The sequence below is a fragment of the Motilibacter aurantiacus genome, assembly GCF_011250645.1.
GTDB lineage: Bacteria > Actinomycetota > Actinomycetes > Motilibacterales > Motilibacteraceae > Motilibacter_A > Motilibacter_A aurantiacus.
In genome coordinates this window covers 70,455-92,620 of sequence record NZ_JAANNO010000012.1, presented here as the reverse complement: position 1 = coordinate 92,620, position 22,166 = coordinate 70,455, and the positions used below count along the sequence as shown (strand labels likewise).

Annotated in this window: 23 protein-coding genes and 1 tRNA gene; 15 read left to right on the top strand and 9 right to left on the bottom strand. The window is 74.2% G+C overall.

Annotation, left to right across the window (positions count from 1 at the left end):
- Positions 1-46 precede the first annotated feature (46 nt).
- From G9H72_RS17575 to G9H72_RS17530, 11 genes are all read left to right on the top strand, one after another.
- Entirely contained in the window at positions 47-1,744 is a 1,698-nt protein-coding gene (locus G9H72_RS17575) for a CTP synthase (RefSeq protein WP_166173489.1), read from the top strand.
- On the top strand, positions 1,741-2,385 hold the full coding sequence (locus G9H72_RS17570; protein WP_166173487.1) for an NUDIX domain-containing protein: 645 nt from the start codon (positions 1,741-1,743) through the stop codon (positions 2,383-2,385). Before G9H72_RS17575 ends, G9H72_RS17570 begins: the two co-directional genes overlap by 4 nt.
- Positions 2,386-2,460: 75 nt before the next feature.
- The gene (ald, locus tag G9H72_RS21935; RefSeq protein ID WP_231127323.1) at positions 2,461-3,576 is read left to right on the top strand and encodes an alanine dehydrogenase; all 1,116 of its coding nucleotides are present in this window, start codon (positions 2,461-2,463) and stop codon (positions 3,574-3,576) included.
- Between the two features lie 53 nt (positions 3,577-3,629).
- The gene (xerD, locus tag G9H72_RS17565; protein ID WP_231127366.1) at positions 3,630-4,544 is read left to right on the top strand and encodes a site-specific tyrosine recombinase XerD; all 915 of its coding nucleotides are present in this window, start codon (positions 3,630-3,632) and stop codon (positions 4,542-4,544) included.
- 188 nt (positions 4,545-4,732) lie between these two features.
- Positions 4,733-6,148 (top strand): PP2C family protein-serine/threonine phosphatase, encoded by a 1,416-nt coding sequence (locus tag G9H72_RS17560; RefSeq protein ID WP_166173483.1) that lies wholly within the window; start codon positions 4,733-4,735, stop codon positions 6,146-6,148.
- A 115-nt stretch (positions 6,149-6,263) separates the two neighbouring features.
- Positions 6,264-7,226: a ParA family protein gene (locus tag G9H72_RS17555; protein ID WP_166173481.1), complete on the top strand. Its 963-nt coding sequence runs from the start codon at positions 6,264-6,266 to the stop codon at positions 7,224-7,226.
- Entirely contained in the window at positions 7,223-8,074 is an 852-nt protein-coding gene (locus G9H72_RS17550; RefSeq protein ID WP_331272392.1) for a segregation and condensation protein A, read from the top strand. Before G9H72_RS17555 ends, G9H72_RS17550 begins: the two co-directional genes overlap by 4 nt.
- Positions 8,071-8,697 (top strand): SMC-Scp complex subunit ScpB, encoded by a 627-nt coding sequence (gene scpB, locus G9H72_RS17545; RefSeq protein WP_166173479.1) that lies wholly within the window; start codon positions 8,071-8,073, stop codon positions 8,695-8,697. Before G9H72_RS17550 ends, scpB begins: the two co-directional genes overlap by 4 nt.
- A gap of 23 nt (positions 8,698-8,720) precedes the next feature.
- A complete protein-coding gene (locus tag G9H72_RS17540) occupies positions 8,721-9,449 on the top strand; it encodes a pseudouridine synthase (protein WP_166173477.1) in 729 nt (242 codons plus the stop codon).
- 104 nt (positions 9,450-9,553) lie between these two features.
- On the top strand, positions 9,554-9,916 hold the full coding sequence (gene aroH, locus G9H72_RS17535; RefSeq protein ID WP_166173475.1) for a chorismate mutase: 363 nt from the start codon (positions 9,554-9,556) through the stop codon (positions 9,914-9,916).
- A gap of 7 nt (positions 9,917-9,923) precedes the next feature.
- A complete protein-coding gene (locus tag G9H72_RS17530) occupies positions 9,924-11,018 on the top strand; it encodes a prephenate dehydrogenase (RefSeq protein WP_166173473.1) in 1,095 nt (364 codons plus the stop codon).
- A gap of 52 nt (positions 11,019-11,070) precedes the next feature.
- Here the strand turns inward: G9H72_RS17530 and G9H72_RS17525 are convergent, their stop codons facing one another.
- The 3 genes from G9H72_RS17525 to G9H72_RS17515 are packed head-to-tail and all read right to left on the bottom strand — an operon-like array spanning position 11,071 to position 12,900.
- Positions 11,071-11,739 (bottom strand): NUDIX domain-containing protein, encoded by a 669-nt coding sequence (locus G9H72_RS17525; RefSeq protein ID WP_166173471.1) that lies wholly within the window; start codon positions 11,737-11,739, stop codon positions 11,071-11,073.
- Complete coding sequence (locus G9H72_RS17520; RefSeq protein WP_166173469.1) at positions 11,736-12,107, bottom strand: DUF4406 domain-containing protein; 372 nt, start codon at positions 12,105-12,107, stop codon at positions 11,736-11,738. Before G9H72_RS17520 ends, G9H72_RS17525 begins: the two co-directional genes overlap by 4 nt.
- A gap of 10 nt (positions 12,108-12,117) precedes the next feature.
- The gene (locus G9H72_RS17515; protein WP_166173467.1) at positions 12,118-12,900 is read right to left on the bottom strand and encodes a DeoR/GlpR family DNA-binding transcription regulator; all 783 of its coding nucleotides are present in this window, start codon (positions 12,898-12,900) and stop codon (positions 12,118-12,120) included.
- 117 nt (positions 12,901-13,017) lie between these two features.
- On the opposite strand from G9H72_RS17515, the gene cmk reads away from it, so the two are divergent.
- The 4 genes from cmk to wrbA all read left to right on the top strand — a co-directional run bounded on the left by cmk (position 13,018) and on the right by wrbA (position 16,334).
- Positions 13,018-13,734 carry a (d)CMP kinase gene (gene cmk / locus G9H72_RS17510; RefSeq protein ID WP_166173465.1) on the top strand — a complete coding sequence of 239 codons (717 nt, stop codon included), beginning with the start codon at positions 13,018-13,020 and terminating at the stop codon, positions 13,732-13,734.
- On the top strand, positions 13,731-15,221 hold the full coding sequence (gene der / locus G9H72_RS17505) for a ribosome biogenesis GTPase Der (RefSeq protein ID WP_331272390.1): 1,491 nt from the start codon (positions 13,731-13,733) through the stop codon (positions 15,219-15,221). The genes cmk and der overlap by 4 nt, the downstream gene beginning before the upstream one ends.
- A 79-nt stretch (positions 15,222-15,300) precedes the next feature.
- Positions 15,301-15,374 (top strand) — tRNA-Pro (locus G9H72_RS17500).
- 411 nt (positions 15,375-15,785) lie between these two features.
- A complete protein-coding gene (gene wrbA / locus G9H72_RS17495) occupies positions 15,786-16,334 on the top strand; it encodes an NAD(P)H:quinone oxidoreductase (RefSeq protein WP_231127359.1) in 549 nt (182 codons plus the stop codon).
- An 80-nt stretch (positions 16,335-16,414) separates the two neighbouring features.
- Here the strand turns inward: wrbA and G9H72_RS17490 are convergent, their stop codons facing one another.
- The 6 genes from G9H72_RS17490 to G9H72_RS17465 form a co-directional block, all read right to left on the bottom strand.
- Complete coding sequence (locus G9H72_RS17490; protein WP_231127321.1) at positions 16,415-16,786, bottom strand: MerR family transcriptional regulator; 372 nt, start codon at positions 16,784-16,786, stop codon at positions 16,415-16,417.
- Positions 16,786-18,258 (bottom strand): SulP family inorganic anion transporter, encoded by a 1,473-nt coding sequence (locus G9H72_RS17485; protein ID WP_166173461.1) that lies wholly within the window; start codon positions 18,256-18,258, stop codon positions 16,786-16,788. Before G9H72_RS17485 ends, G9H72_RS17490 begins: the two co-directional genes overlap by 1 nt.
- A 109-nt stretch (positions 18,259-18,367) precedes the next feature.
- Positions 18,368-19,594, bottom strand: coding sequence for a PP2C family protein-serine/threonine phosphatase (locus tag G9H72_RS17480; protein WP_166173459.1), 1,227 nt, complete (start codon positions 19,592-19,594; stop codon positions 18,368-18,370).
- Between the two features lie 31 nt (positions 19,595-19,625).
- Positions 19,626-20,801, bottom strand: coding sequence for a zinc-dependent alcohol dehydrogenase (locus G9H72_RS23165; protein ID WP_166173457.1), 1,176 nt, complete (start codon positions 20,799-20,801; stop codon positions 19,626-19,628).
- Positions 20,798-21,220, bottom strand: coding sequence for a hypothetical protein (locus tag G9H72_RS21915; protein ID WP_166173455.1), 423 nt, complete (start codon positions 21,218-21,220; stop codon positions 20,798-20,800). Before G9H72_RS21915 ends, G9H72_RS23165 begins: the two co-directional genes overlap by 4 nt.
- A 143-nt stretch (positions 21,221-21,363) precedes the next feature.
- The gene (locus G9H72_RS17465) at positions 21,364-21,987 is read right to left on the bottom strand and encodes a CG0192-related protein (protein WP_166173453.1); all 624 of its coding nucleotides are present in this window, start codon (positions 21,985-21,987) and stop codon (positions 21,364-21,366) included.
- Positions 21,988-22,166 lie beyond the last annotated feature (179 nt).

Here is a 22,166-nt window from a genome sequence, read left to right as displayed (position 1 = left end):
GACAGGTGGGTGTTCCCACCGCACTACGGACCCACGGGAGCGCCCCTTGGCCGCACCGCAGCCGCCCAAGCACATCTTCGTCACCGGGGGCGTCGCCTCCTCGCTCGGCAAGGGGCTGACCGCTTCGAGCCTGGGCAACCTGCTGACCGCTCGCGGGCTCCGGGTCACGATGCAGAAGCTGGACCCGTACCTCAACGTCGACCCCGGGACGATGAACCCGTTCCAGCACGGTGAGGTCTTCGTCACCGACGACGGGGCCGAGACCGACCTCGACGTCGGCCACTACGAGCGGTTCCTCGACACCGCCCTGCACGGCTCGGCCAACGTGACCACCGGCCAGGTCTACTCCGGGGTCATTGCCAAGGAGCGGCGCGGAGAGTACCTCGGCGACACCGTCCAGGTGATCCCGCACATCACCAACGAGATCAAGGACCGCATCCGCCGCGTCGGACAGGCCGGCAAGGTCGACGTCGTCATCACCGAGATCGGCGGCACGGTCGGCGACATCGAGTCCCAGCCGTTCCTCGAGGCCGCCCGCCAGGTCCGTCACGACGTGGGGCGGGACAACGTGTTCTTCCTCCACGTGTCGCTGGTGCCCTACATCGGCCCGTCCGGCGAGCTGAAAACCAAGCCCACCCAGCACTCGGTCGCCGCGCTGCGCAGCATCGGCATCCAGCCCGACGCGATCGTCTGCCGGGCGGACCGGGAGATCTCCACGGGCGTCAAGAAGAAGATCTCGCTGATGTGCGACGTCGACGAGGAGGCCGTGGTCACGGCCATCGACGCGCCGTCGATCTACGACATCCCCAAGGTGCTGCACGCCGAGGGGCTCGACGCGTACGTCGTGCGCCGTCTCGGGCTGCCCTTCCGCGATGTCGACTGGCGGCGTTGGGACGACCTGCTGCGCCGGGTCCACTCGCCCAGCCGGTCGGTCACCGTGGCGCTCGTCGGCAAGTACATCGACCTGCCGGACGCGTACCTCTCGGTCACCGAGGCGCTGCGGGCGGGCGGGTTCGCCCACGACTGCAAGGTGCACCTCAAGTGGGTCGCCTCCGACGAGTGCGAGACGCCCGAGGGCGCGGCCCGCGAGCTCGGCGACGTGGACGCGGTCTGCATCCCCGGCGGCTTCGGCGTGCGCGGCATCGAGGGCAAGCTCGGCGCGATCCGGTACGCCCGGGAGCACCGCGTGCCGACCCTCGGGCTCTGCCTGGGCCTGCAGTGCATGGTCATCGAGACCGCGCGCAACCTCGCCGGCCTGGAGGGCGCGAACTCCCTCGAGTTCGACGAGCAGGCCCCGCACCCGGTGGTCTCCACCATGGCCGACCAGCGGGACGTCGTCGCCGGCGAGCGCGACATGGGAGGCACGATGAGGCTCGGCCTCTACCCGGCCAAGCTGGCCGAGGGCAGCATCGTCCGGGAGGTCTACGGCGAGCCCTACATCGACGAGCGCCACCGCCACCGCTACGAGGTCGCCAACAACTACCGCGAGCAGCTCGAGGCGGCGGGGCTGGTGTTCTCGGGGACCTCGCCCGACGGCCGGCTGGTCGAGTTCGTCGAGCTGCCGCGCTCGGCCCACCCGTACTTCGTGGGGACCCAGGCGCACCCGGAGTTCCGCTCCCGGCCCACTCGCCCGCACCCGCTCTTCGCCGGGCTCATCTGCGCCGCGCTGGACAGCCGGCAGGAGCAGCTGGACATGCTCGAGCGGGAGCCCGTGGACGCCGGCGTGAACGGGCAGGGCGCATGAGCCCGTCCCCGTGGGAAGGGAAGATCACCGACGCCCGGGAGCGACGTCAGGTCGTCTCCTCGTCGCGCGAGTTCACCGGCAGGGTGTGGCACGTGCGCCGCGACATCGTCGACCTCGGCAGCGGCGGGGACCCGGTGACCCGCGAGGTCGTCGAGCACACCGGCGCGGTGGGCGTGCTCGCGCTCGACGACCGGGAGCGGGTGCTGCTGCTGCGCCAGTACCGCCATGCGGTCGGCGCCATGCTGTGGGAGGCGCCCGCGGGCCTGCTCGACGTCGCCGGCGAGGACCCGTTCGAGGCGGCCAAGCGCGAGCTGTGGGAGGAGTCCGGCTACCGGGCCGGGCGGTGGAACGTCCTCGTCGACTTCTACAACAGCCCCGGCGGGAGCACCGAGGCGTTCCGCTGCTACCTCGCCCGCGACCTCGAACTGGCGCCGGAGGACGACCGGCACGCGGGTGAGGACGAGGAGCAGGACATGCCGCAGGCGTGGGTCCCGCTCGACGAGGCGGTCGCGCTCGTGCTGGAGGGGCACCTGCACAACCCGACCTCGGTCAGCGGCATCCTCGCCGCCGCGGCCGCCAGGGCCCGCGGCTGGGACACGCTGCGCCCCGCGGACGCCCCCTGGGAGTGGCGGCACACCTGACGGGCCGCCGGGCCGCCACGGCTCCGGACGGAGTGGCGGCCCGGCATTTCCCGCCCGGCCTCTTAGGCTCGGCTCATGCGCGTCGGAGTCGTGCGGGAGGTCAAGGACGGCGAGTTCCGCGTCGCCGCCACCCCGGCGGGGGCCCATGAGCTCGTCCGGGCCGGCCACGAGGTGCTCGTCGAGGCGGGCGCCGGGGCCGGCTCCGGGCTGCCCGACGCCGACTACGAGCGGGCCGGCGCCCGTGTCGTCGACGGCCCGGACGCGGTCTGGGGCGACGCCGAGATGGTGCTCAAGGTCAAGGAGCCCGTCGCGCAGGAGTACGCCCGGATGCAGCCGGGCCAGCTGCTCTTCACCTACCTGCACCTGGCGGCGTCCGCCGAGTGCACCCGGGCGCTGCTCGACCGGCAGGTGACCGCGGTCGCGTACGAGACGGTCGAGCTGCCCGACGGACGGCTGCCGCTGCTGGCCCCGATGTCGGAGGTGGCCGGCCGGCTCGCCCCGCAGGCCGGGGCCCACCACCTGACCCGTGCGGGCGGGGGGCGCGGCGTGCTGCTCGGCGGGGTCCCCGGCGTCCCTCCGGCGACCGTCGTGGTCCTCGGGGCCGGAGTCGCCGGCATGAGCGCCGCGGCGATCGCTGTCGGCATGCGCGCCCGCGTGCTCGTGCTGGACCGGGACGTGGACAAGCTGCGCGCAGCCGACCGGCAGTACGCCGGCGCCCTCGAGACGGTCGCCTCCAACGCCCACGAGGTCGAGCGGGCATGCCTGGAGGCCGACCTCGTGATCGGCGCGGTGCTCGTGGCCGGGGCACGGGCGCCCAAGCTCGTGAGCGACGAGCTGGTGGCCCGGATGAAGCCCGGCTCGGTGCTCGTCGACATCGCCGTCGACCAGGGTGGATGCTTCCAGAGCACCCACCCGACCACCCACTCGGACCCGGTCTTCGGCGTGGCGGAGTCGGTCTTCTACTGCGTGGCGAACATGCCCGGCGCCGTTCCCCGCACCTCCACCCTGGCGCTCACCAACGTGACCCTGCCCTACGTCCTGACGCTGGCGTCCGCGGGGTGGAAGGACGCCTGCCGGGCCGACCCGGCGCTGGCCCGCGGCCTCAACACGGTCGGCGGCCGCGTCGTGCACGCCGGTGTCGCCGAGGCGCACGGCCTCGAGGCGGCTCCCCGCGAGGAGGCGCTGCGGTGACCGCGGTCGCCGAGGCCGAGCCGGCAGCGGCCGCGCCGGCAGCCTCCCCGGCGCTGACGGGGCTCCTGCGGGCGTACCTCGACCATCTGGCCGTCGAGCGCGGCGTCGCGGCCAACACGCTCTCGTCCTACCGACGGGACCTGCGCCGCTATCTCGCCCACCTCGCGGCGACCGGGCGGGAGGACATCGCGCAGGTCACGGAGGGCGACGTCGCCGCCTTCCTGCGCGCCCTGCGCGAAGGGGACGCCGCGCATCCGCCGCTCGGCGCCAGCTCGGCCGCGCGGGCCGTGGTCGCCGTTCGTGGGCTGCACCGGTTCGCGCTCAGCGAGCGGCTGGTCGTCGACGACGTCGCCCGCGCCGTACGCCCGCCCGCCCCACCGCGGCGGCTGCCCAAGGCCATCGGCGTGGACCAGGTGGAGGCGCTGCTCGCCGCCGCCGGCGCGGACGGCTCTGCCCGCGCGCTGCGCAATCGGGCCCTGCTCGAGGTGCTCTACGCGTGTGGAGCGCGCATCTCCGAGGCCGTCGGGCTCGACGTCGACGACCTCGACCTCGACGGTGGCACGGTGCGGCTGTTCGGCAAGGGCAGCAAGGAGCGGCTCGTTCCCATGGGCCGGTACGCCCGGGAGGCGCTCGACGCGTACCTCGTCCGGGCGCGGCCGGAGCTGGCCGCGGCCGGTACGGGCGGGTCGGCGCTCTTCCTCAACGCCCGTGGCGGCCGACTGACCCGGCAGAGCGCCTGGGTCGTGCTGCGCGCGGCCGCCGAGCGGGCCGGTATCGACGTCCAGCTCTCCCCGCACACGCTGCGGCACTCCTTCGCGACCCACCTGCTCGACGGCGGGGCGGACGTCCGGGTCGTCCAGGAGCTGCTCGGCCACGCCTCCGTGACGACGACGCAGGTCTACACGCTCGTGACGGTGGACCGGCTGCGCGAGGTCTACGCGTCCAGCCACCCCCGCGCGCTGGCCTGAGCCGGGGCGGCGACGCGCGATCGGGGCGCACCTGCGGCATCCGGGTGGCGTGCGGGCGTGCCACGTGGAAATCCCCGGGCGCGGGAGCTGGAGGCTGCCACACTTGTAGTAGTTGCGTTGTGACATGCGTGGAGAACTTCTGGGAACAACCCGAAGGGCGCATCACGGCCGGACGGAGGGGGCACGGCGTGGGCGAACCGCTGTCCTCCGGCGCGCGGTCCCACGCCGGCGCGTCCGAGCTGCCGGGGACCGGCCGCCCGGGAGCCCCCACCTGCGAGCCGGACGGCGGCGCGTCGCCGCGCCTCGACGCGCTGCGCAGCCTCGACGCGCTCGCGGACCCGCGCCGGCTCGCCGCGCTCGCCCGGACCGGCCTCGACTCGGCCGGCGACCCGCGCTTCGACCGGGTCGCACACCTCGCGCGCCGGCTGCTGCACGTGCCGCTCGCGCTCGTCTCGCTCGTCGAGGTCAGGCGGCAGTTCTTCCCCGGCCAGGCGGGCCTCGACGGGCCGGACGCCGACGCCCGGGAGACCGACATCTCCCGCTCGCTCTGCCGGTTCGTCGTCGCCTCCGGCCGGCCCTTCGTCGTGGCCGACACCGCGGTGGACCCGCTCACGCGGACCAGCCGCGCGGCGGTCGAGGACGACATCGGCGCATACGCCGGTGTCCCGGTCACGGACGACGACGGCCACGTGCTCGGCGCCCTGTGCGCGGTGGAGTACTCACCCCGCGTCTGGAGCGAGGAGGACCTCACCCTTCTGACCGAGCTGGCCGAGCTCTGCTCGGCCGAGCTCCGGCTGAAGATCCTGCGCAGCGACGCGGCGGGCGAGCCGGACGGCGCGCTCGCCGCGCTCTCGGTCGAGGAGCTGCACGACGTCCACCGGTTCACCGCCGAGGCGCTGCAGCGCAGCCTGCTGACCGACCTGCCGCGCGAGCCGCTGCCCGGCGTGCAGCTGGCCGGCCTCTACCGGCCGGCCACCGAGGCCCTACAGGTCGGGGGCGACTGGTACGACGCGATCGTCCTGCCCAGCGGACGAGTGGCCCTGGTGGTCGGTGACGTGGCCGGCCACGACGTCACGGCGGCGGCGATCATGGGGCAGCTGCGCACGCTGGTGCGTGGCGTCGCCTTCAACGCGCACGACACGCCCTCCGAGGTGCTTGCCGGCGTCGACCGGGCATCGGTGGGCCTGTCCCTCGACGCGCTCGCGACCTGCGTCTACGCGGAGCTGGAGCAGCGGGCCGACGGTGGAGTGCGCCTGCACCTGTCCAACGCCGGCCACCTGCCGCCCGTGCTGGTGTGCGCGGACGGCAGCACCGCCTCGCTCGCGGCGCGCGACGCGGACCTGCTGCTCGGCCTGGGGGCCGACGGCATGCGGCAGGACCTGTCGCGCTCACTGGGGGCCGGCGACCTCGTGCTCATGTTCAGCGACGGGCTGGTGGAGAGCAGGGAGGAGTCGCTGGAGGTGGGGCTCGCCCGGCTGCACGCCGTGGCCTCGGCCCACCGCGACGTGGAGAGCCTGGACGAGCTGTGCGCGGTCGTGGTGACGGAGCTGACCGGGGACGAGCGGCGCGACGACGTCGCCCTGCTCGCGCTGCGGTTGTCCTGACCGCCCGGGCGCGCCCGGCCCGGCGTCCTTGAGGTCGTCAGAGGGACCGCGTAGGGTCCGCCCCGGGCGGCGGCGGTGCGCGACCGCCCGCGCGCGTACGGAAGGAGGAGCCGCGATGGCACGTCAACCGCGGCACGAGCAGCCCTCGCTCCTTCCCGGTGGTGACGACGCGCTCATCGACCTGCGGTCCGTCGACGGCGGCCGGGGAGCGACGAGCCGTCGGCCGGCACAGGAGTTCCCCGACCCGCAGCCGCTGCTCGAGCACGGCGACGGGCGGGTGCTCGCGATGTGCAACCAGAAGGGCGGGGTCGGCAAGACCACGTCGACGATCAACCTGGGCGCGGCACTGACCGAGTTCGGGCGCAAGGTGCTGCTGGTCGACTTCGACCCGCAGGGCGCGCTCTCGGTCGGGCTCGGCGTCAACGCCCTCGACCTCGACGCCACCGTCTACAACCTGCTCATGGACCGCCGGTGCACGGTCGACGACGTCCTGCTCAAGACCGACGTGCCCGGTCTGGACCTGCTGCCGGCCAACATCGACCTGTCCGCGGCCGAGGTCGCGCTCGTGACCGAGGTCGGCCGCGAGCAGGCGCTCGCCCGGCAGATCGACGAGGTCGTCGACGACTACGACGTCGTCCTCATCGACTGCCAGCCCTCGCTCGGGCTGCTCACGATCAACGCGCTGACCGCCGCGGACAGCGTGATCATCCCGCTCGAGTGCGAGTACTTCGCGCTGCGCGGCGTCGCGATGCTCGTCGACACCATCACCAAGGTCAGGGACCGGCTCAACCCTGACCTCGCGATCGAGGGCATCCTCGCCACGATGTACGACGCCCGCACCACCCACAGCCGGGAGGTGCTGGCCCGGCTCGTCGAGGCCTTCGGCGACAAGGTCTTCCACACCGTCATCAACCGCACGGTGCGCTTCCCGGAGACGAGCGTCGCCGGCCAGCCGATCACGACGTACGCCCCGAGCTCGGTCGGCGCGGAGGCGTACCGCCAGCTCGCCCGTGAGGTCCTGCACCGCTGGCCAGGGGCGGCGGGCGACCCGGCGGCGGCCGCCGGCCCGGGCCGGTGACGACGCAGGCCGCCCAGGAGGAGACGGCGGCACCGGCCGCCGCGCAGCAGGCGCACAGCGGCTTCGCCGTCCACCTCGACGTGTTCGAGGGCCCGTTCGACCTGCTGCTCTCGTTGATCGCCAAGCACCAGTTGGACGTCACCGAGATCGCGCTGTCGAAGGTGACCGACGACTTCATCGCCCATATCCGGGCGCTGGGGCCCGAATGGGACCTCGGCCAGACCTCGGAGTTCCTGCTCGTCGCGGCGACGCTGCTCGACCTCAAGGCCGCCCGGCTGCTGCCCGCCGCCGAGGTGGAGGACGAGGAGGACCTCGCGCTGCTCGAGGCCCGCGACCTGCTGTTCGCACGGCTGCTGCAGTACCGGGCGTACAAGCAGGCCTCGGCCGCGCTCGCGGGGATGCTCGGCGAGATGGCGCTGCGCCATCCGCGCAGCGTCGGCCTCGAGCCGCGCTTCGCCGGGCTGCTGCCCGAGGTGCTGCTCGGCCTCGGCCCGCACGAGCTCGCCGCGCTGGCCGCCCGGGCGATGGCGCCTAAGCCGGTGCCGACCGTGGCGACCGAGCACGTGCACGCGCCGCGGGTCAGCGTCCGCGAGCAGGCTGCCCTGCTGGTGGCCCGGCTGCGCGGCGACGGGGCCTTGACCTTCCGCCAGCTGGCCGCCGATGCCGGGGACACCCTCGTCGTCGTCGCGCGCTTCCTGGCGCTGCTGGAGCTGTTCCGCGACGGCAGCGTCGCCTTCGAGCAGGCCGCTGCCCTGGGCGAGCTGCACGTGCGGTGGACCGGTGGCACGGCCGACGCGCCGGTCGTGCCCGCGTCCTCGGACTTCGACGAGGGGGAGGAGGCCCGATGAGCGAGGACACGCGTGCCCCGGTCCCTAACCCTCAACCTGAGATCGACCCTCGACCCGCGCTCGACGGTGAGACCGAGGTGCCGTTGCGGGCGGCGCTCGAGGCCGTGCTGCTCGTCGCCGACGAGCCGGTCTCGGAGACCCTGCTGGCCCAGCTGGTGGAGGAGCCGCCGGGGGCCGTGGCCGCCGCCGTCCGCGAGCTGGCGGCCGAGTACGCGGCACAGGGGCGCGGCTTCGAGCTGCGTCAGGCGGCGGGGGGCTGGCGCTTCTACACGGCCCCCCGGTGCGCCGCCGTGGTCGAGCGCTACGTGCGCGACGGCCAGCAGGCCCGGCTGACCCAGGCGGCGTTGGAGACGCTGGCCGTCGTGGCGTACCGGCAGCCGGTGTCGCGCGGGCGGGTGTCGGCGGTGCGCGGGGTCAACTGCGACGGGGTGATGCGCACCCTGGTCGCGCGCGGGCTCGTCGAGGAGGCCGGGGCCGACCCGGCGGGTGGGGCCACGCTCTACCGGACCACGTCCTACTTCCTGGAGCGGCTCGGCCTGCAGTCGCTGGAGGAGCTTCCGCCGCTGGCTCCGTACCTGCCGGACGTAGAGTCGATAGCTGTTGAAGGTTCGGGCACCAGTTGACACGTGAGGTTGAGGTCGAGGGTATGGAAGAGGGCATCCGGCTGCAGCGCGTGCTGGCGGCAGCGGGGCTCGGCTCGCGTCGCGCGTGCGAGGTGCTGATCGAGAAGGGCCGCGTCACGGTCGACGGCAAGCGCGTGCGCGAGCAGGGCATGCGGGTCGACCCGGAGAAGGCCGTCATCACGGTCGACGGGCGGCGCATCGGGTCGGCCCCGAGCAAGGAGTACCTCGCGCTGCACAAGCCCACGGGCATCGTGAGCGCGATGTCGGACCCGGAGGGCCGTCCGCACCTGGGCCAGTTCCTCGGGGAGCAGCGCCGGCTCTTCCACGTCGGCCGCCTCGACTTCGACACCGAGGGCCTGCTGATCATGACCAACGACGGCGACCTGGCGCACAAGCTGACCCACCCGTCGTACGGCGTGCAGAAGACCTACCTCGCCGAGGTCCCGGGCCCGGTGCCGCGCGACATCGGCAAGCAGCTGCGGGCCGGCGTCGAGCTCGAGGACGGCGTGGTCAAGGTCGACTCGTTCCGGCTGATCAGCGCCAGCGGCAACCGGGCAATGGTCGAGGTGATCGTCCACGAGGGGCGAAAGCACGTCGTCCGCCGGCTGCTCGACGCCGTCGGGCTGCCCGTGCAGCGGCTCATCCGCACCCAGGTCGGCCCCATCAAGCTCGGCGACCTGCGTCCCGGCAGCATCCGTCCGCTGAACCAGAAGGAGATCGGCGAGCTCTTCGCCGCCGTCGAGCCGAAGTGACCGCCATGCGGGCGGGTCGACGACGCAGGGGCGCGGCGCAGTAGCGTCCTCGTGCCCAGCCGCGGGCCCGCCCGCGCCGTCCCGCACCATCGTCGGAGGAATTCGTGCCCGTGCGCGCAGTTCGCGGAGCCGTCCAGCTCGACCGCGACGAGGCCGAGCACATGCTCACCTCCGTCGAGGAGCTGCTCAGCGAGATCCTGACGCAGAACTCGCTCGGCCTCGATGACCTCATCAGCGTGATCCTGACGGCGACGCCCGACCTGGTCAGCGAGTTCCCCGCCGTCGCCGCGCGCCGGCTCGGCATGGGCGACGTCCCGCTGCTGTGCGCGTCGGAGATCGCCGTGCAGGGCGCGCTGCCGCGGGTCGTCCGGGTCATGGCCCACGTGGAGACCGACAAGGCCCGGCAGGAGATCCGGCACGTCTACCTGCGCGGAGCGCAGGCGCTGCGCCGCGACCTTGCCCAGTGACGGCCCGGTGAGCGCCCCCGCGCTCACCAGCGTGGCCATCGCCGGCGCCGGTCTCATCGGCACCTCGATCGGGCTGGCCCTGCGCCGCAGCGGCGTCCGCGTGCACCTGTCGGACGCCAGCCCCGAGGTCGCCCGCCGCGCCGCCGAGCTCGGCGCCGGCACCCTGGAGCCGCCGGCCGGGCCGGTCGACCTGTTCGTGGCCGCCGCCCCGCCGTACGCCGTCGCCGACGTGCTGTCGGACGCGATCGCCGCTCGGGTGGCCAGGACCTACACGGACGTGGCGGGCGTGAAGGCCGCCCCGCTCCGCGAGGTCGCCGCCCGACACCCCGGGACGACCGCCCTCGTCGGAGGCCACCCGATGGCCGGCAGGGAGCGCAGCGGCCCCGGCGCCGCCCAGGCCGACCTCTTCGAGGGCCGTCCGTGGGTGGTCACGCCACTGCCCGGGTCCGGCGCCGAGGACGTCGGGCGCGTCGAGGAGCTCGCCGGACGCTGCGGGGCCACGGCCGTGCGGATGGGCCCGGAGGCCCACGACCGGGCGGTCGCGCTCGTCTCGCACGCCCCGCACCTGCTCGCGGCGCTCGTCGCCTGCCGGCTCGCCGGGGGCGAGGAGGCCGCGGTGGCGGTGGCCGGCACCGGGGTACGCGACATCACCCGGGTCGCCGGGTCTGACCCGGCGCCGTGGGTCTCGCTGCTCGGCGCGAACGCCCGTCCGGTCGCCGAGGTGCTTCAGGCGCTGCGCGCCGACCTGGACGTCGCGCTGGAGTCGCTGGACGCCCTCGCCGCCGACCCGGGCGACCAGCGCGCCGCCGAGCGGATGCGGACGCTGCTGGCGGCCGGTGTCACCGGCCGCGAGCGGCTGCCCGGCCGGCACGGCGGGCGGCCGGAGACCCTGGCCGTGGTGCCGGTGGTGGTGCCGGACCGGCCCGGGGAGCTGGCCCGGCTGCTCGCCTTCATCGGCGAGGCCGGGGTCAACGTCGAGGACCTCGGGCTGGAGCACTCGCTCGGGCAGCCGGCCGGCCTCGCGCTGGTCTCCGTTCGCCCGGAGGCCGCCGAACGGCTGGGCGAGGTGCTCGCCGCCGGCGGATGGTCGGTCCACGCCTGAGCGTCGGCGCCAGCGGCTTCGGCCAAGGCTGTCGACGAGGCCGGACGGCCTCTCACGGCCGGCGGAACGGCCCGTCCAGGGCGGCCCACTGCAGAGCCAGGACCGTCTTCGCGTCCACGATCGTGCCGTCGCGCACCAGCGCCAGCGCGTCGTCGAACGCCAGCTCGACCACCTCGATGTCCTCGCCCTCGTCCTCGATGCCGCCGCCCTCGCCCACCCGGTCGGTGGGGGAGTAGGGCGCGGCGTAGACGTGGAGCGTCTCGGTGACCGACCCCGGGCTCATCACGGCCGCGCAGACCCGCTGCACGTCGCCGACCCGGTAGCCGGTCTCCTCCTCCGCCTCCCGGCGCACGGCCTCCTCCGGCCCGTCGGCGTCGAGCAGCCCCGCCGGCAGCTCGAGCAGCATCCCGTCGGGGTGCCCGTTGACGTACGCCGGGTACCGGAACTGGCGGACCAGCACGACGGTCCGCGCGTCCGGCTCGTAGAGCAGGATCGCCGCGCCGTTGCCGCGGTCGTAGGTCTCGCGCCGGTCGGTGGCCCAGCTGCCGTCGGGGCGCAGGTACTGGAAGGTCGTGCGGCGCAGCACGCCCCAGTCGTTGGCGAGCACCTCGACGTCGGTGACCTTGACCCGCGGGTTGCCGGAGAGATCCCGGCCGGCCTGGTCGAGGCCGACCCGGCCCCGGCCGTCGGGGACGTCGATGCCCCGGCGGGAGGCGCTCATCGGGCGGCCGGGACCGCGTCGGCGGAGAAGTAGACGGCCTTCCCCTCGGCTCGGGCCTGGGCGACCATCGCGTCGGCGCCGGCCGAGGGGCCGCCGATGCGCAGGACGGCGTCGCACCGGCTGAGCAGCCGCTCGGCGATCGGGTGGAAGATCTCCTCGAACGCGGCGTCCCCGACGTGTCTCGAGCCGGCTGCCTCGACCATGGGCAGGGCGAGCGCTTCGCCGGTGACCGGGAGGTGCCCGGCCCGGAAGAGGCCCAGCGCGACGTCGGTCATCGCCCGCACGTTCGCGTCGAGCTTGGCGGGGTCGTCGCCGGTGCCCGAGCGGTAGGGGCCGGCGACCAGGATGAGCAGCGGCTGCGGGTTCATGAGATGCCTTTCAGGCGTAGGTGAGGTCGACGCCCGCGTCGGTGAGGGCGGTAAGGGTGGCGGTGGCGGTGGCGCCGAGGTCGGGGTCGCGGGCCCCCACGTCGGTCACGAGCCCGTCCACGACGTCGAGCGGCGCGACGTGGGCGAAGGCCCGGACCCCGAGCTTGGTCGCGTCGGCGACCACGACGATCCGGCCGGCGCGCGGGAGGGCGGCCTGCTTGACCGCCGCGTCCTCGAGGGCGAACTCGGACCAGCCGTCGGCGGAGATCCCGCCGATCGACATGACGAAGATGTCGAAGGAGAAGCCGGCGAGCGCGCGCAGGGCGAGCGGCCCGACGAGCGAGCGCTCGCCCGGCCGCGACTCCCCCCCGAGCACGAGCAGCCGGACGCCGGGGACGTCGGCGAGGGCGGTGGCCGCCTGCAGGCTGAGCACGGCCACCGTGAGCGGAGCGCGGTCCGCCAGGTGCTGGGCCACGTGGACGGTGGTCGTCCCCGCGTCGAGCAGCACGGTCTCGCCGGGCTGCACGAGCGCCGCCGTCGCCGCCCCCAGCCGGTCCTTGACGGCCGGCTGCCACCCCAGCCGGGCCGTGTAGCCCGCCTCCTCACGGAGCTCGCGAGTGGCGACGGCGCCTCCGCGCACCCGCCGCACCAGGCCGGCCTCCTGCAGCGCGTCGAGGTCGCGGCGCACGGTCATCTCCGACACGCCGAGCCGGCGCGCGAGCTCGGCGATCGTCGCCCGCTCCGCTCCCTGCACGAGGCGGAGCGTGAGGTCGAGACGGTCTCGGGTGGCCACGGGGAGAACTTAACAGAGTTCCTGTGAGATTGGGAGCAAGTTTGTGAACAAGTGGCCCGGCTACGCTGGGAGCACGGGCTCCCGCCCGCTTCCCCCGACGGCCCTCCGAGGAGACCCTTGCCTGCGACCAGCAGCCTCGACCGGATCGTCATCGCGATCGACGGCCCCTCCGGGTCCGGCAAGTCCACGGTGTCGCGCCGCGTGGCGACCCGGCTCGGCCTGGGCTACCTCGACACCGGCGCGACCTATCGCGCCGTGGCCTGTGCTGCGCTCGACCGCGGGCTCGACCTCGAGGACGCCGCGGCGATCACAGCGCTCGCGCACCGCGCGGTCATCGAGCAGTCGCCGGACCCCGAGGTGGACGTCGTGGTCATCGACGGCGTCGACGTCACGCGCGCGATCCGCGAGCCGCGGGTCTCGGCCGTCGTCAGCAAGGTCGCGGGCAACCTCGACGTGCGGGCCGAGCTCGTGCGGCGTCAGCGGGAGGTGGCTGCCCGTGGGCGCGTCGTCATCGAGGGGCGCGACATCACGACGGTGGTCGCCCCCGACGCGCCGGTGCGCATCCTGCTGACCGCCGACGAGCAGGCCCGGCTGGCCCGCCGGGCGCGCGAGCTGCACGGCACGGCCGACGCCGCCGCGATCGCGGCCACCCACGACTCGATCGTCCGGCGCGACGCCGACGACTCGAAGGTGGCCAGTTTCCTCACCGCTGCCGAGGGTGTCGTCGAGGTCGACACCTCCGCGCTCGGCCTCGACGAGGTCGTCGCCGCGGTGCTATCGGTCGTCGCCGATCGGGTGCCGGCCGCCGCAGACCTTCTGGAGCGCACACCGTGACCGATCCGACCACCGCCGGGCCCCAGGACGAGAGCGCCCGCCAGGCCCTCGAGGAGGCCGCTCCGCTCGGCGGGAGCATCGAGGACGCGGTCGACGCCGCGTACGACGACGAGCGCGACTACGTCGACTGGGAGATCGCCGAGTCCGGCGACGACGCGGCCGCCATGACGTTCGAGGTGCCCGTCCTCGCCGTCGTCGGCCGGCCGAACGTCGGCAAGTCCACGCTGGTCAACCGCATTCTCGGCCGCCGCGAGGCCGTGGTCGAGGACGTCCCGGGCGTCACCCGGGACCGCGTCGCCTACGACGCCTCGTGGAACGGGCGCCCGTTCACGCTGCTCGACACCGGCGGCTGGGAGCGCGACGCCAAGGGGCTGGCCGCCCGCGTCGCCGCTCAGGCCGAGCTCGCCGTCGAGGCGGCGGACGCGGTGATGATGGTCGTCGACGCGACGGTCGGCCCGACCGACACCGACGAGGCCGTCGTCCGGGTGCTGCGGCGGGCCAAGAAGCCGGTCGTGCTCGTCGCGAACAAGGTCGACTCCGAGCGGCTGGAGTCCGAGGCCACCTCGCTGTGGAGCCTGGGCCTCGGCGAGCCGCACCCGGTCTCGGCGCTGCACGGCCGCGGGAGCGGCGACCTGCTCGACGCCGTCCTCGCCGCCCTGCCGGAGCCGCGCCAGGTGGAGGCGCCCGCACCGGGCGGCCCCCGGCGCATCGCCCTCGTCGGCCGGCCCAACGTCGGCAAGTCCAGCCTGCTCAACGCCCTCGCCGGCGAGGAGCGGGTCGTCGTCGACGCCACGGCCGGCACGACCCGCGACCCGGTCGACGAGCTCATCGAGCTCGGAGGCCGCGACTGGCGCTTCGTCGACACCGCCGGCATCCGTCGCCGGGTCCACCAGACCGCGGGCGCCGACTACTACGCGAGCCTGCGCACCCGGGCGGCGATCGAGAAGGCCGAGGTCGCGCTGCTGCTGCTCGACTCCAGCCAGCCGCTGGCCGAGCAGGACGTGCGCATCGCCTCCATGGTCGTGGAGACCGGCCGTGCGCTCGTGCTCGCCTTCAACAAGTGGGACCTGCTCGACGAGGACCGCCGGCTGCTGCTCGAGCGGGAGGTCGAGCGCGACCTGGGTCCGGTCCGGTGGGCCCCGCGGGTGAACATCTCCGCCCAGACCAAGCGGCACCTGGAGAAGCTGGTGCCGGCGATCGACACCGCGCTCGAGGGCTGGGAGACCCGCGTCCCGACCGCCAAGCTCAACGGCTTCCTCGGCCAGCTGGTCGCCGCCACGCCTCCCCCCGTGCGCGGGGGGAAGCAGCCGAAGATCCTCTTCGCCACCCAGGCGTCGGTCCGCCCACCCCGGTTCGTGCTCTTCACCAGCGGCTTCCTCGAGGCCGGCTACCGGCGCTTCATCGAGCGCCGGCTGCGTGAGGAGTTCGGCTTCGCCGGCAGCCCGGTGGCCGTGTCGGTCCGCATCCGGGAGAAGAAGAAGCGCTGACGCGGGCGGCGCAGCTGGTGCCGGGCCGAGCCCGCGGTTGAGGTAAGGTCTACGAGGTCCGGACGGCGTCCGGGCAGCTCGGGACGTGGCGCAGCTTGGTAGCGCACTTGACTGGGGGTCAAGGGGTCGCAGGTTCAAATCCTGTCGTCCCGACGAGCAGAAGCCGCAGGTCAGCGAGTTGCTGGCCTGCGGCTTCCGTGTTCCCGGCCCCGCCTCGGGGTCTGCTGCGCTCAGCCGGCCCCGGCCCCGGCCCCGCCCCGGCCCCGGCCCCGCCTCGGCGAGCCGGTCTGCCGTCGCGCGCAGCAGGCCGGTCTTCCATCCGGTCGAGCGTTCGCGGGCGACGGGGCAGAGCCCGACGGCCGTGATGGTGCCGCCGCGGCGTACGACCGGCTGGTGGCTCCGTCCTCGAGGGCGACGGCGGGCGGGCGGAAGGTGCAGCCCCAGGATGCGGCCCGGAGTTCGCGGGAGTAGGTTGAGCGCGCAACTACTCCGTAGCACCCGAGGAGAACCGTGGCCGTCAAGCTCGCCGTCATCTACTACTCGTCCACCGGCACCATCCACGGCATGGCGGAGCGCGTCGCCGCCGCCGGTGAGAAGGCCGGCGCCGAGGTGCGCCTGCGTCAGGTCCCCGAGCTGGCGCCACAGGAGGCCATCGCCAGCAACGCCGCCTGGAGCCAGCACTTCGACCAGACGAAGGACGAGCCGAAGGCGACCGTCGACGACCTCGTGTGGGCCGACGCGGTGCTGTTCGGCACCCCGACCCGCTACGGCAACATCGCCAGCCAGCTCAAGCAGTACCTCGACACCACCGGTGGCGCCTGGGCGCAGGGCAAGCTGGCCGGCAAGGTCTACGCCGGGTTCACCGCGACCCAGACGGCCCACGGCGGCCAGGAGTCGACGCTGCTGGCGCTCTACAACACCGTGTACCACTTCGGCGGCATCCTCGTCCCCCCGGGCTACACGGACCCGCTGAAGTTCGCCGACGGCAACCCCTACGGCGTCTCGCACGTCACCGGCGCGAACAACGACGCCCCCCTCGGCGACGTGCAGCTCGCCGCGCTCGACCACCTGACCGAGCGGGTGCTCACGTACGCCGCGAAGCTCGCCGCCTGACCCAGGCCCGATCGCGAAGCGTGGAGCGCCGGCCGGGTCCGGACGCGGTCGGCGCTCCACGCTCTCGCGACGAACGTCGGTCAGCGCCTGCGCTGCTCCAGCGACCGGGCGAACTCCTCCGCGACGCCGAGCTGGTCACGCAGCGCCTGCACCCGCGCAGCGACGACTCCCTGGAACGCTGCCAGCCGGGCGCGCGCCGCCTCGTCCTCCCCGGCTGCGAGCGCGTCCAGCACGCCGAGCAGCTCGCGCATCTCCTCGAGCGTGAACCCCAGCGGCTTCATCGGCTTCACGAGCGCCAGGCGGGCCAGGTCGTCCTCGGTGTAGAGGCGGAAGCCCCCCTCGCTGCGCGCCGACGGGCGCACGATGCCCACCTCCTCGTAGTGGCGCAGCGTCCGGATGCTCAGCCCCACGCGCTCGGCGGCCTCCCCGATCCGCATCAGCTCGCGGGCCATCAGTGGGCCCCGGAGAGCCGGCCGGACAGCTGGTCGTGACGGGCGGCGCTCGGCTCGTTCAGCCCGACGAGGGTCACCGCCTTGCCGCGCTGTGCGTACTTGTGGGTGATCGCGTCGAGCGCAGCGACGGACGAGGCGTCCCAGACGTGGGTCTGCGACAGGTCGATCACCACCCCGGCGGGGTCGCCGGAGTAGTCGAACTGGTAGACGACGTCGTTGCTGGAGGCGAAGAACAGCTCGCCGTGGACGGTGTAGACGCGGCGGCCGGCGTCGTCCAGCGTGCTGGTGACGGTGGCCAGGTGGGCGACCCGGCGGGCGAACAGCACGCACGCCACGAGGACCCCGACGACGACGCCGATCGCGAGGTTCTCGGTCACGACGACGACGGCCACGGTCGTGAGCATCACCGTGCTCTCGCTGCGCGGCATCCGCCGCAGCGTACGCAGGCTGTGCCAGTCGAAGGTCGACATGGACACCAGGATCATCACGGCCACCAGTGCGGCCATCGGGATCCGCGCGACGACGTCGCCCAGGGCGACCACCAGGATCAGCAGGAACACGCCGGCGAGGAAGGTCGAGAGCCGGGTGCGTGCCCCCGAGGCCTTCACATTGATCATGGTCTGGCCGATCATCGCGCAGCCGCCCATCCCGCCGAAGAAGCCGGTCACGATGTTCGCCACGCCCTGCCCCCACGACTCCCGGGTCTTGTCCGAGTGCGTGTCGGTGATGTCGTCGACGAGCTTGGCCGTCATCAGCGACTCCATCAGCCCGACGAGCGCGACGCCGAGGGCGTAGGGCGCGACGACGCGCAGCGTCTCCCAGGTCCACGGGATGTCCGGCAGCCCGAGCGTCGGCAGGCTGGACGGGAGCTCGCCCTCGTCGCCCACCGTCGGCACGGCGACCGACGCGGTGACGGTCAGGACGGTGACCACCACGATCGCGACGAGCGGGGCCGGCACCGCGGTCGTGACCCGCGGCAGGAGCACCATGACGGCCAGCGCCCCGGCCGTCAGCGGGTAGACCAGCCAGGGGACGTCGACCAGGTGGGTAACCTGCGCGCCGAAGATCAGGATCGCCAACGAGTTGACGAACCCCACCATCACGCTGCGCGGCACGAACCGCATGAGCCGGGCGACCCCGGCCAGGCCGAGCGCGACCTGGAAGACGCCCCCCAGGATCACGGCCGCGACGAGGTGGCCGAGTCCGTGCTCGCGCACGAGCGGCGCGACGACGAGGGCGACCGCGCCCGTCGCCGCGCTGATCATGGCGGGGCGCCCTCCGGTGAAGGAGATGACGACAGCCATCGTGAACGAGGCGAACAGCCCGACCTTCGGGTCGACGCCGGCGAGGATCGAGAACGAGATCGCCTCGGGGATCAGCGCGAGCGCGACGACCAGGCCGGCCAGGGCCTCGGTGCGGGCGACCCGAGGGGAGAGCCAGGCGGGAGGGGAGAGCCGGGTGGGGACGGGCATGCAGGCCTTCCGGTACGCCGCGGCGGCGGCAGCGAGGTGTGAGCGCCGCGGCGACGGTGCCGGACAGCAGGCCGCAACTCTACCCTTCCGAAAGGGGAGAGTTGCCGGCTCAGACGGGCGAGAGCTGTCGCTCCCGGCCCGACCGCCACTCGACGAGCAGCTGCGTCGCGTCGTCCTGCACGCGCCCGGCCTGGTGGGCGAGCACGCGGAGCATCACCTGTCGCAGCGTCTCCGGGACCGGAAGGCCGGCGGCGGCGGACTCGGTCAGCGCCGCGACCAGGCGCTCGACCCCGAAGAAGCGGCCATCCGGGTCGCGGCCCTCGACCACCCCGTCGGTGTAGGCGAGCACGCAGTCGCCCGGCGCCAGCGCCGTCGTGCCGACGCGCAGCTCGTCGGCCCCGTCGAGGTGCAGCAGCCCCAGCGGAGGGTGGGGCTCGACCTCCAGCGACCGCTCGACCCGGCCGTGGTGGAGCACCAGCGGGGCCGGGTGCCCCGCGAGCACCCAGTCGAGCCGCCCCGAGCCGAGGTCGAGGTCGGCGACGACCGCCGTGACGTACTGGCCGCCCGGGAACGCCTCGCGGACGGCCGCGTCCATGTGCCGGACCACGTCGGGAAGGCCGGGCTGCGGCCCGCGCCGGGCGTTGCGGTAGGCGGCGACCGCCGTCGTGGACAGCAGGCTCGCCTGCAGCCCGTGGCCCATGGCGTCGAGGACGGCGAAACGCACGCGGCGCCCGTCCGCGGCGTAGTCGAACGAGTCCCCGCCCACCTGGTAGCTCGGCTCGACCGACCCCGCGACGACGACGCCGTCCGTGGCGAAGGTGAGGGGGGGCAGGGCCTGCCACTGGACCTCCGCGGCGAGGGACATCGGCCGGTCGCGGGCCGCCCGGGCCAGCGAGTCGCCGTACTGCCCCTTCGTCGTGACCAGCTCGGCCACCGCCGACGCGAACGAGACGAGCAGCAGCATGCGAGAGGCGTCGAGCGGGACGTCGTCCGGCAGCGTCAGCTCCAGAGCGCCGAGCCGCTCGACCCCGTCGAGCAGGGGAAGGCAGACCCGCTGCCGCCCCTGCAGGGGCCGGACGCAGGGCCGCATGAGGCGGAACGCCTCGCCCGCGTCCGAGGCGTCGATCTCACGGGGCCGGGGCTCCGCGGGCGGCAACGGCAGCAGACGGCGCTGGGAGTAGTCCGTGAGCAGGACCGCCACGTCACGTGCCCCCACCGGCTCCAGGGCAGCGGCCACGATGGGCCCGACCTGGTCCGGCGTGGCCATCCGGCCGGACTCGAGGAGCCGCTGCAGGAGCTGCGGGCCGATCGGCTCCCGGCGTTCGTCGCTCGACATGACTCCCTCGCGTACCCGGGCCGGTGCAGCCTCACCCCCCGGGCAGGAAGACCGGGCGCACGCACCCGTCCTTCTTGTCCTTGAACTGCTGGTAGCCCTTCGGCGCCTTCGACAGCGGCATGACGTGGGTGCCGAACTGCGCGGTCCGCAGCTCGCCCTTCTCGATCCGGTCCAGCAGCATCGGGATGTAGCGCTGCCCGTGCATCTGCGCGCCGCGGATCGTCAGGCCCTTGTTCATGGCCGCGCCCAACGGGAACTTGTCGACCACCCCGGCGAAGACGCCCAGCACGAAGACACTGCCGCCCTTGCGCGTGGAGTAGATCGCCTGCCGGACCGCGGTGGGCCGGTCGGTCTGCAGCCGCAGCTGCTGCTTGGCCTGGTCGTACGGGAACTGCGGCCCCGTGCTGTGGGCCTCCATGCCGACCGCCTCGATCGCGACGTCGGGACCGCGCCCGCCGGTGAGCTCACGCAGCGCCGCGTCGACGTCCACCGCCGTGTAGTCCAGCGTCTCGGCACCCGCGTACGTCCGGGCCATCTGCAGCCGCTCGGGGTACCCGTCGATGACGACGACCTTCGAGGCGCCGAGCAGGGCGGCGGCCTGTGCGGAGACCTGCCCCACCGCGCCCGCCCCCCAGACCGCGACGACGTCACCGGGCTGGACCCCGCCGAGGTCCGCCCCCATCCAGCCGGTGGGCCCGGCGTCCGAGGCGAAGACCGCGGCCTCGTCGGAGACCCCGTCGGGCACCGCGAAGGCGCCGACGTCTGCGTAGGGAACGCGGATGTACTCCGCGTGGCTGCCGGCGTTGCCCCCCATCGCGTGCGAGTAGCCGAAGCAGCCGCCCGGGTTCGAGCCCCACAGGAACTCGGTGAGGCCGGGGTTGGTGTTCCCGTTGTCGCAGAGCGAGTAGAGCTGTTTGCTGCAGTACCAGCACTTGCCGCAGGCGATGAAGGAGCTGACGACGACGCGGTCCCCGACCTTGTGCTTCTGCACCGACGAGCCGACCTCGACGACCTCGCCGAGGAACTCGTGGCCGAGGACGTCGCCCTTCTCCATGGCCGGGATGTAGCCGCCGAGCAGGTGCAGGTCCGAGCCACAGGCGGCCGACCGGATGACCCGCAGGACGACGTCGTGGGTGTTCTGGATGCGGGGGTCCGGGACGGTCTCGACCGAGAGCTTGTTGACGCCCTGCCAAGTGAGTGCCTTCACAGGTGGCCCAGCCTCTCGGCCCGGCGCGTCGCCGCGCGGAGGGGCAGGTTGAGCAGCGTCCCCTTCGTCGTGCCGGGGGAGTCCGCCTGCAGCACCTCGCCGGCCTCGAGCTGCATCTTGGCGTGCCGCAGCGCCTGGCGCAGCTGCGCGCGGTCGACCTTCGACCGCTCCGCCGGCCGGGCGGCCAGCTCGACGCCCTTGTCGCCCGGCGCCGTCGCCCAGCGCGTCTCGATGGCGTCGCCCAGCTCGCCGAGCGGGGCGGGAAGCGTTCGTGCGGGAGTGGCCAGGAAGACCGTGACCACCTGCCAGTCCCGGGTCGCCCGCGCCCGCTTGCGTCGATGACGGGCGAGCGCGAGGACGCCCACGCCCCCCACTGCGAGCGCCGCGGGGAGCGCCGCCCTGTTGCTAGCCGAGGTCATGGTCCGCCTTCCGTGCCGGGAACGCCGCCCCCATACCCATTCGGGCCGGTTGATCCCTCGGGAGCGTGCCCGGTGAGCCCTCCCGCTCCTGCGGCGGCCCGCCTCGGGAACGCGGCTGCGCCGAGACGCCGGCCCCGGGAAGGTCAGGACAGGGCGTACGCCAGCAGCACCGGCACAGCCTGGCCGTCCCAGCTGCCGGTGAGCACCGCGCCGCCCGGTCGCCCATCGCCGGCCGCGACCGCCCGGACGACGGCCAGCTCCAGCCGCTCGCACCGCACGAGCGTCGGGTCGCCGTCGTCGACGGACTCGATCCGCCCGGGCTCGGCCGACAGGCTCGGCGCGCCGCTGCCGCGCACCGACGCCAGCGACGCCCGCGCCTCCAGCCGCCCGCCCGCCGCGACGTACTCGACGGCCTCGCCGCTCCCGGTCCTGATGGCGGCGGCGAGCGCCGCGACGTACACCGGGTCGTGGCAGCCGTCGTAGACCCACCGCTGGCCGAGCACCGAGTGGTCGATCGTCCCGACGAGCCGGTCCTGGGCCCCCTCCAGGGGAGCTGCCCGATAGGTCAGCGGCACCTGCAGGACCGGCCCGTCGCCGGCCCGCACGAGGAACGTCTCGATCCCGACCTCTCCGTCGGGGTCGTCGAAGCGGTACGCCCCGACCCGTGCCGGGGCGCCGGAGCCGGCGTACCAGCGCTGCGCCGGCAGCCAGTCGGCGAGCAGCTCGAGCTTGGTGGGGCGGAGCTCCGCCTGGTGGATCAGCGCCATGGCCGAGAAGCTACAAGCACCCGGCCGGGGTGTCGCCCGCGTTTCCGCGCGGCCGCGCCCTGCTCCCGGCGCACGCCGTCACCCGATCGGCTCAAGGGCTGCCCGGGCGGTGCCGATCGAGGTCCGGACGGCCGACGCACCGGCCTCGCGAGCGTGGCAGGGACGCCGGCTCGCACCGC

Bases quoted from the DNA above. Each gene is read 5' to 3' on its own strand.
- scpB (WP_166173479.1), top strand. From the start codon at position 8,071: ATGAGCGAGGACACGCGTGCCCCGGTCCCTAACCCTCAACCTGAGATC.
- G9H72_RS17540 (WP_166173477.1), top strand. From the start codon at position 8,721: ATGGAAGAGGGCATCCGGCTGCAGCGCGTGCTGGCGGCAGCGGGGCTC.
- G9H72_RS17490 (WP_231127321.1), bottom strand. From the start codon at position 16,786: ATGGCCCGCGAGCTGATGCGGATCGGGGAGGCCGCCGAGCGCGTGGGG.
- ald (WP_231127323.1), top strand. From the start codon at position 2,461: ATGCGCGTCGGAGTCGTGCGGGAGGTCAAGGACGGCGAGTTCCGCGTC.
- G9H72_RS17485 (WP_166173461.1), bottom strand. From the start codon at position 18,258: ATGCCCGTCCCCACCCGGCTCTCCCCTCCCGCCTGGCTCTCCCCTCGG.
- G9H72_RS17570 (WP_166173487.1), top strand. From the start codon at position 1,741: ATGAGCCCGTCCCCGTGGGAAGGGAAGATCACCGACGCCCGGGAGCGA.
- G9H72_RS17525 (WP_166173471.1), bottom strand. From the start codon at position 11,739: ATGAGCGCCTCCCGCCGGGGCATCGACGTCCCCGACGGCCGGGGCCGG.
- G9H72_RS17520 (WP_166173469.1), bottom strand. From the start codon at position 12,107: ATGAACCCGCAGCCGCTGCTCATCCTGGTCGCCGGCCCCTACCGCTCG.
- G9H72_RS17465 (WP_166173453.1), bottom strand. From the start codon at position 21,987: ATGGCGCTGATCCACCAGGCGGAGCTCCGCCCCACCAAGCTCGAGCTG.
- G9H72_RS21915 (WP_166173455.1), bottom strand. From the start codon at position 21,220: ATGACCTCGGCTAGCAACAGGGCGGCGCTCCCCGCGGCGCTCGCAGTG.
- G9H72_RS17555 (WP_166173481.1), top strand. From the start codon at position 6,264: ATGGCACGTCAACCGCGGCACGAGCAGCCCTCGCTCCTTCCCGGTGGT.
- wrbA (WP_231127359.1), top strand. From the start codon at position 15,786: ATGGCGGAGCGCGTCGCCGCCGCCGGTGAGAAGGCCGGCGCCGAGGTG.
- G9H72_RS17480 (WP_166173459.1), bottom strand. From the start codon at position 19,594: ATGTCGAGCGACGAACGCCGGGAGCCGATCGGCCCGCAGCTCCTGCAG.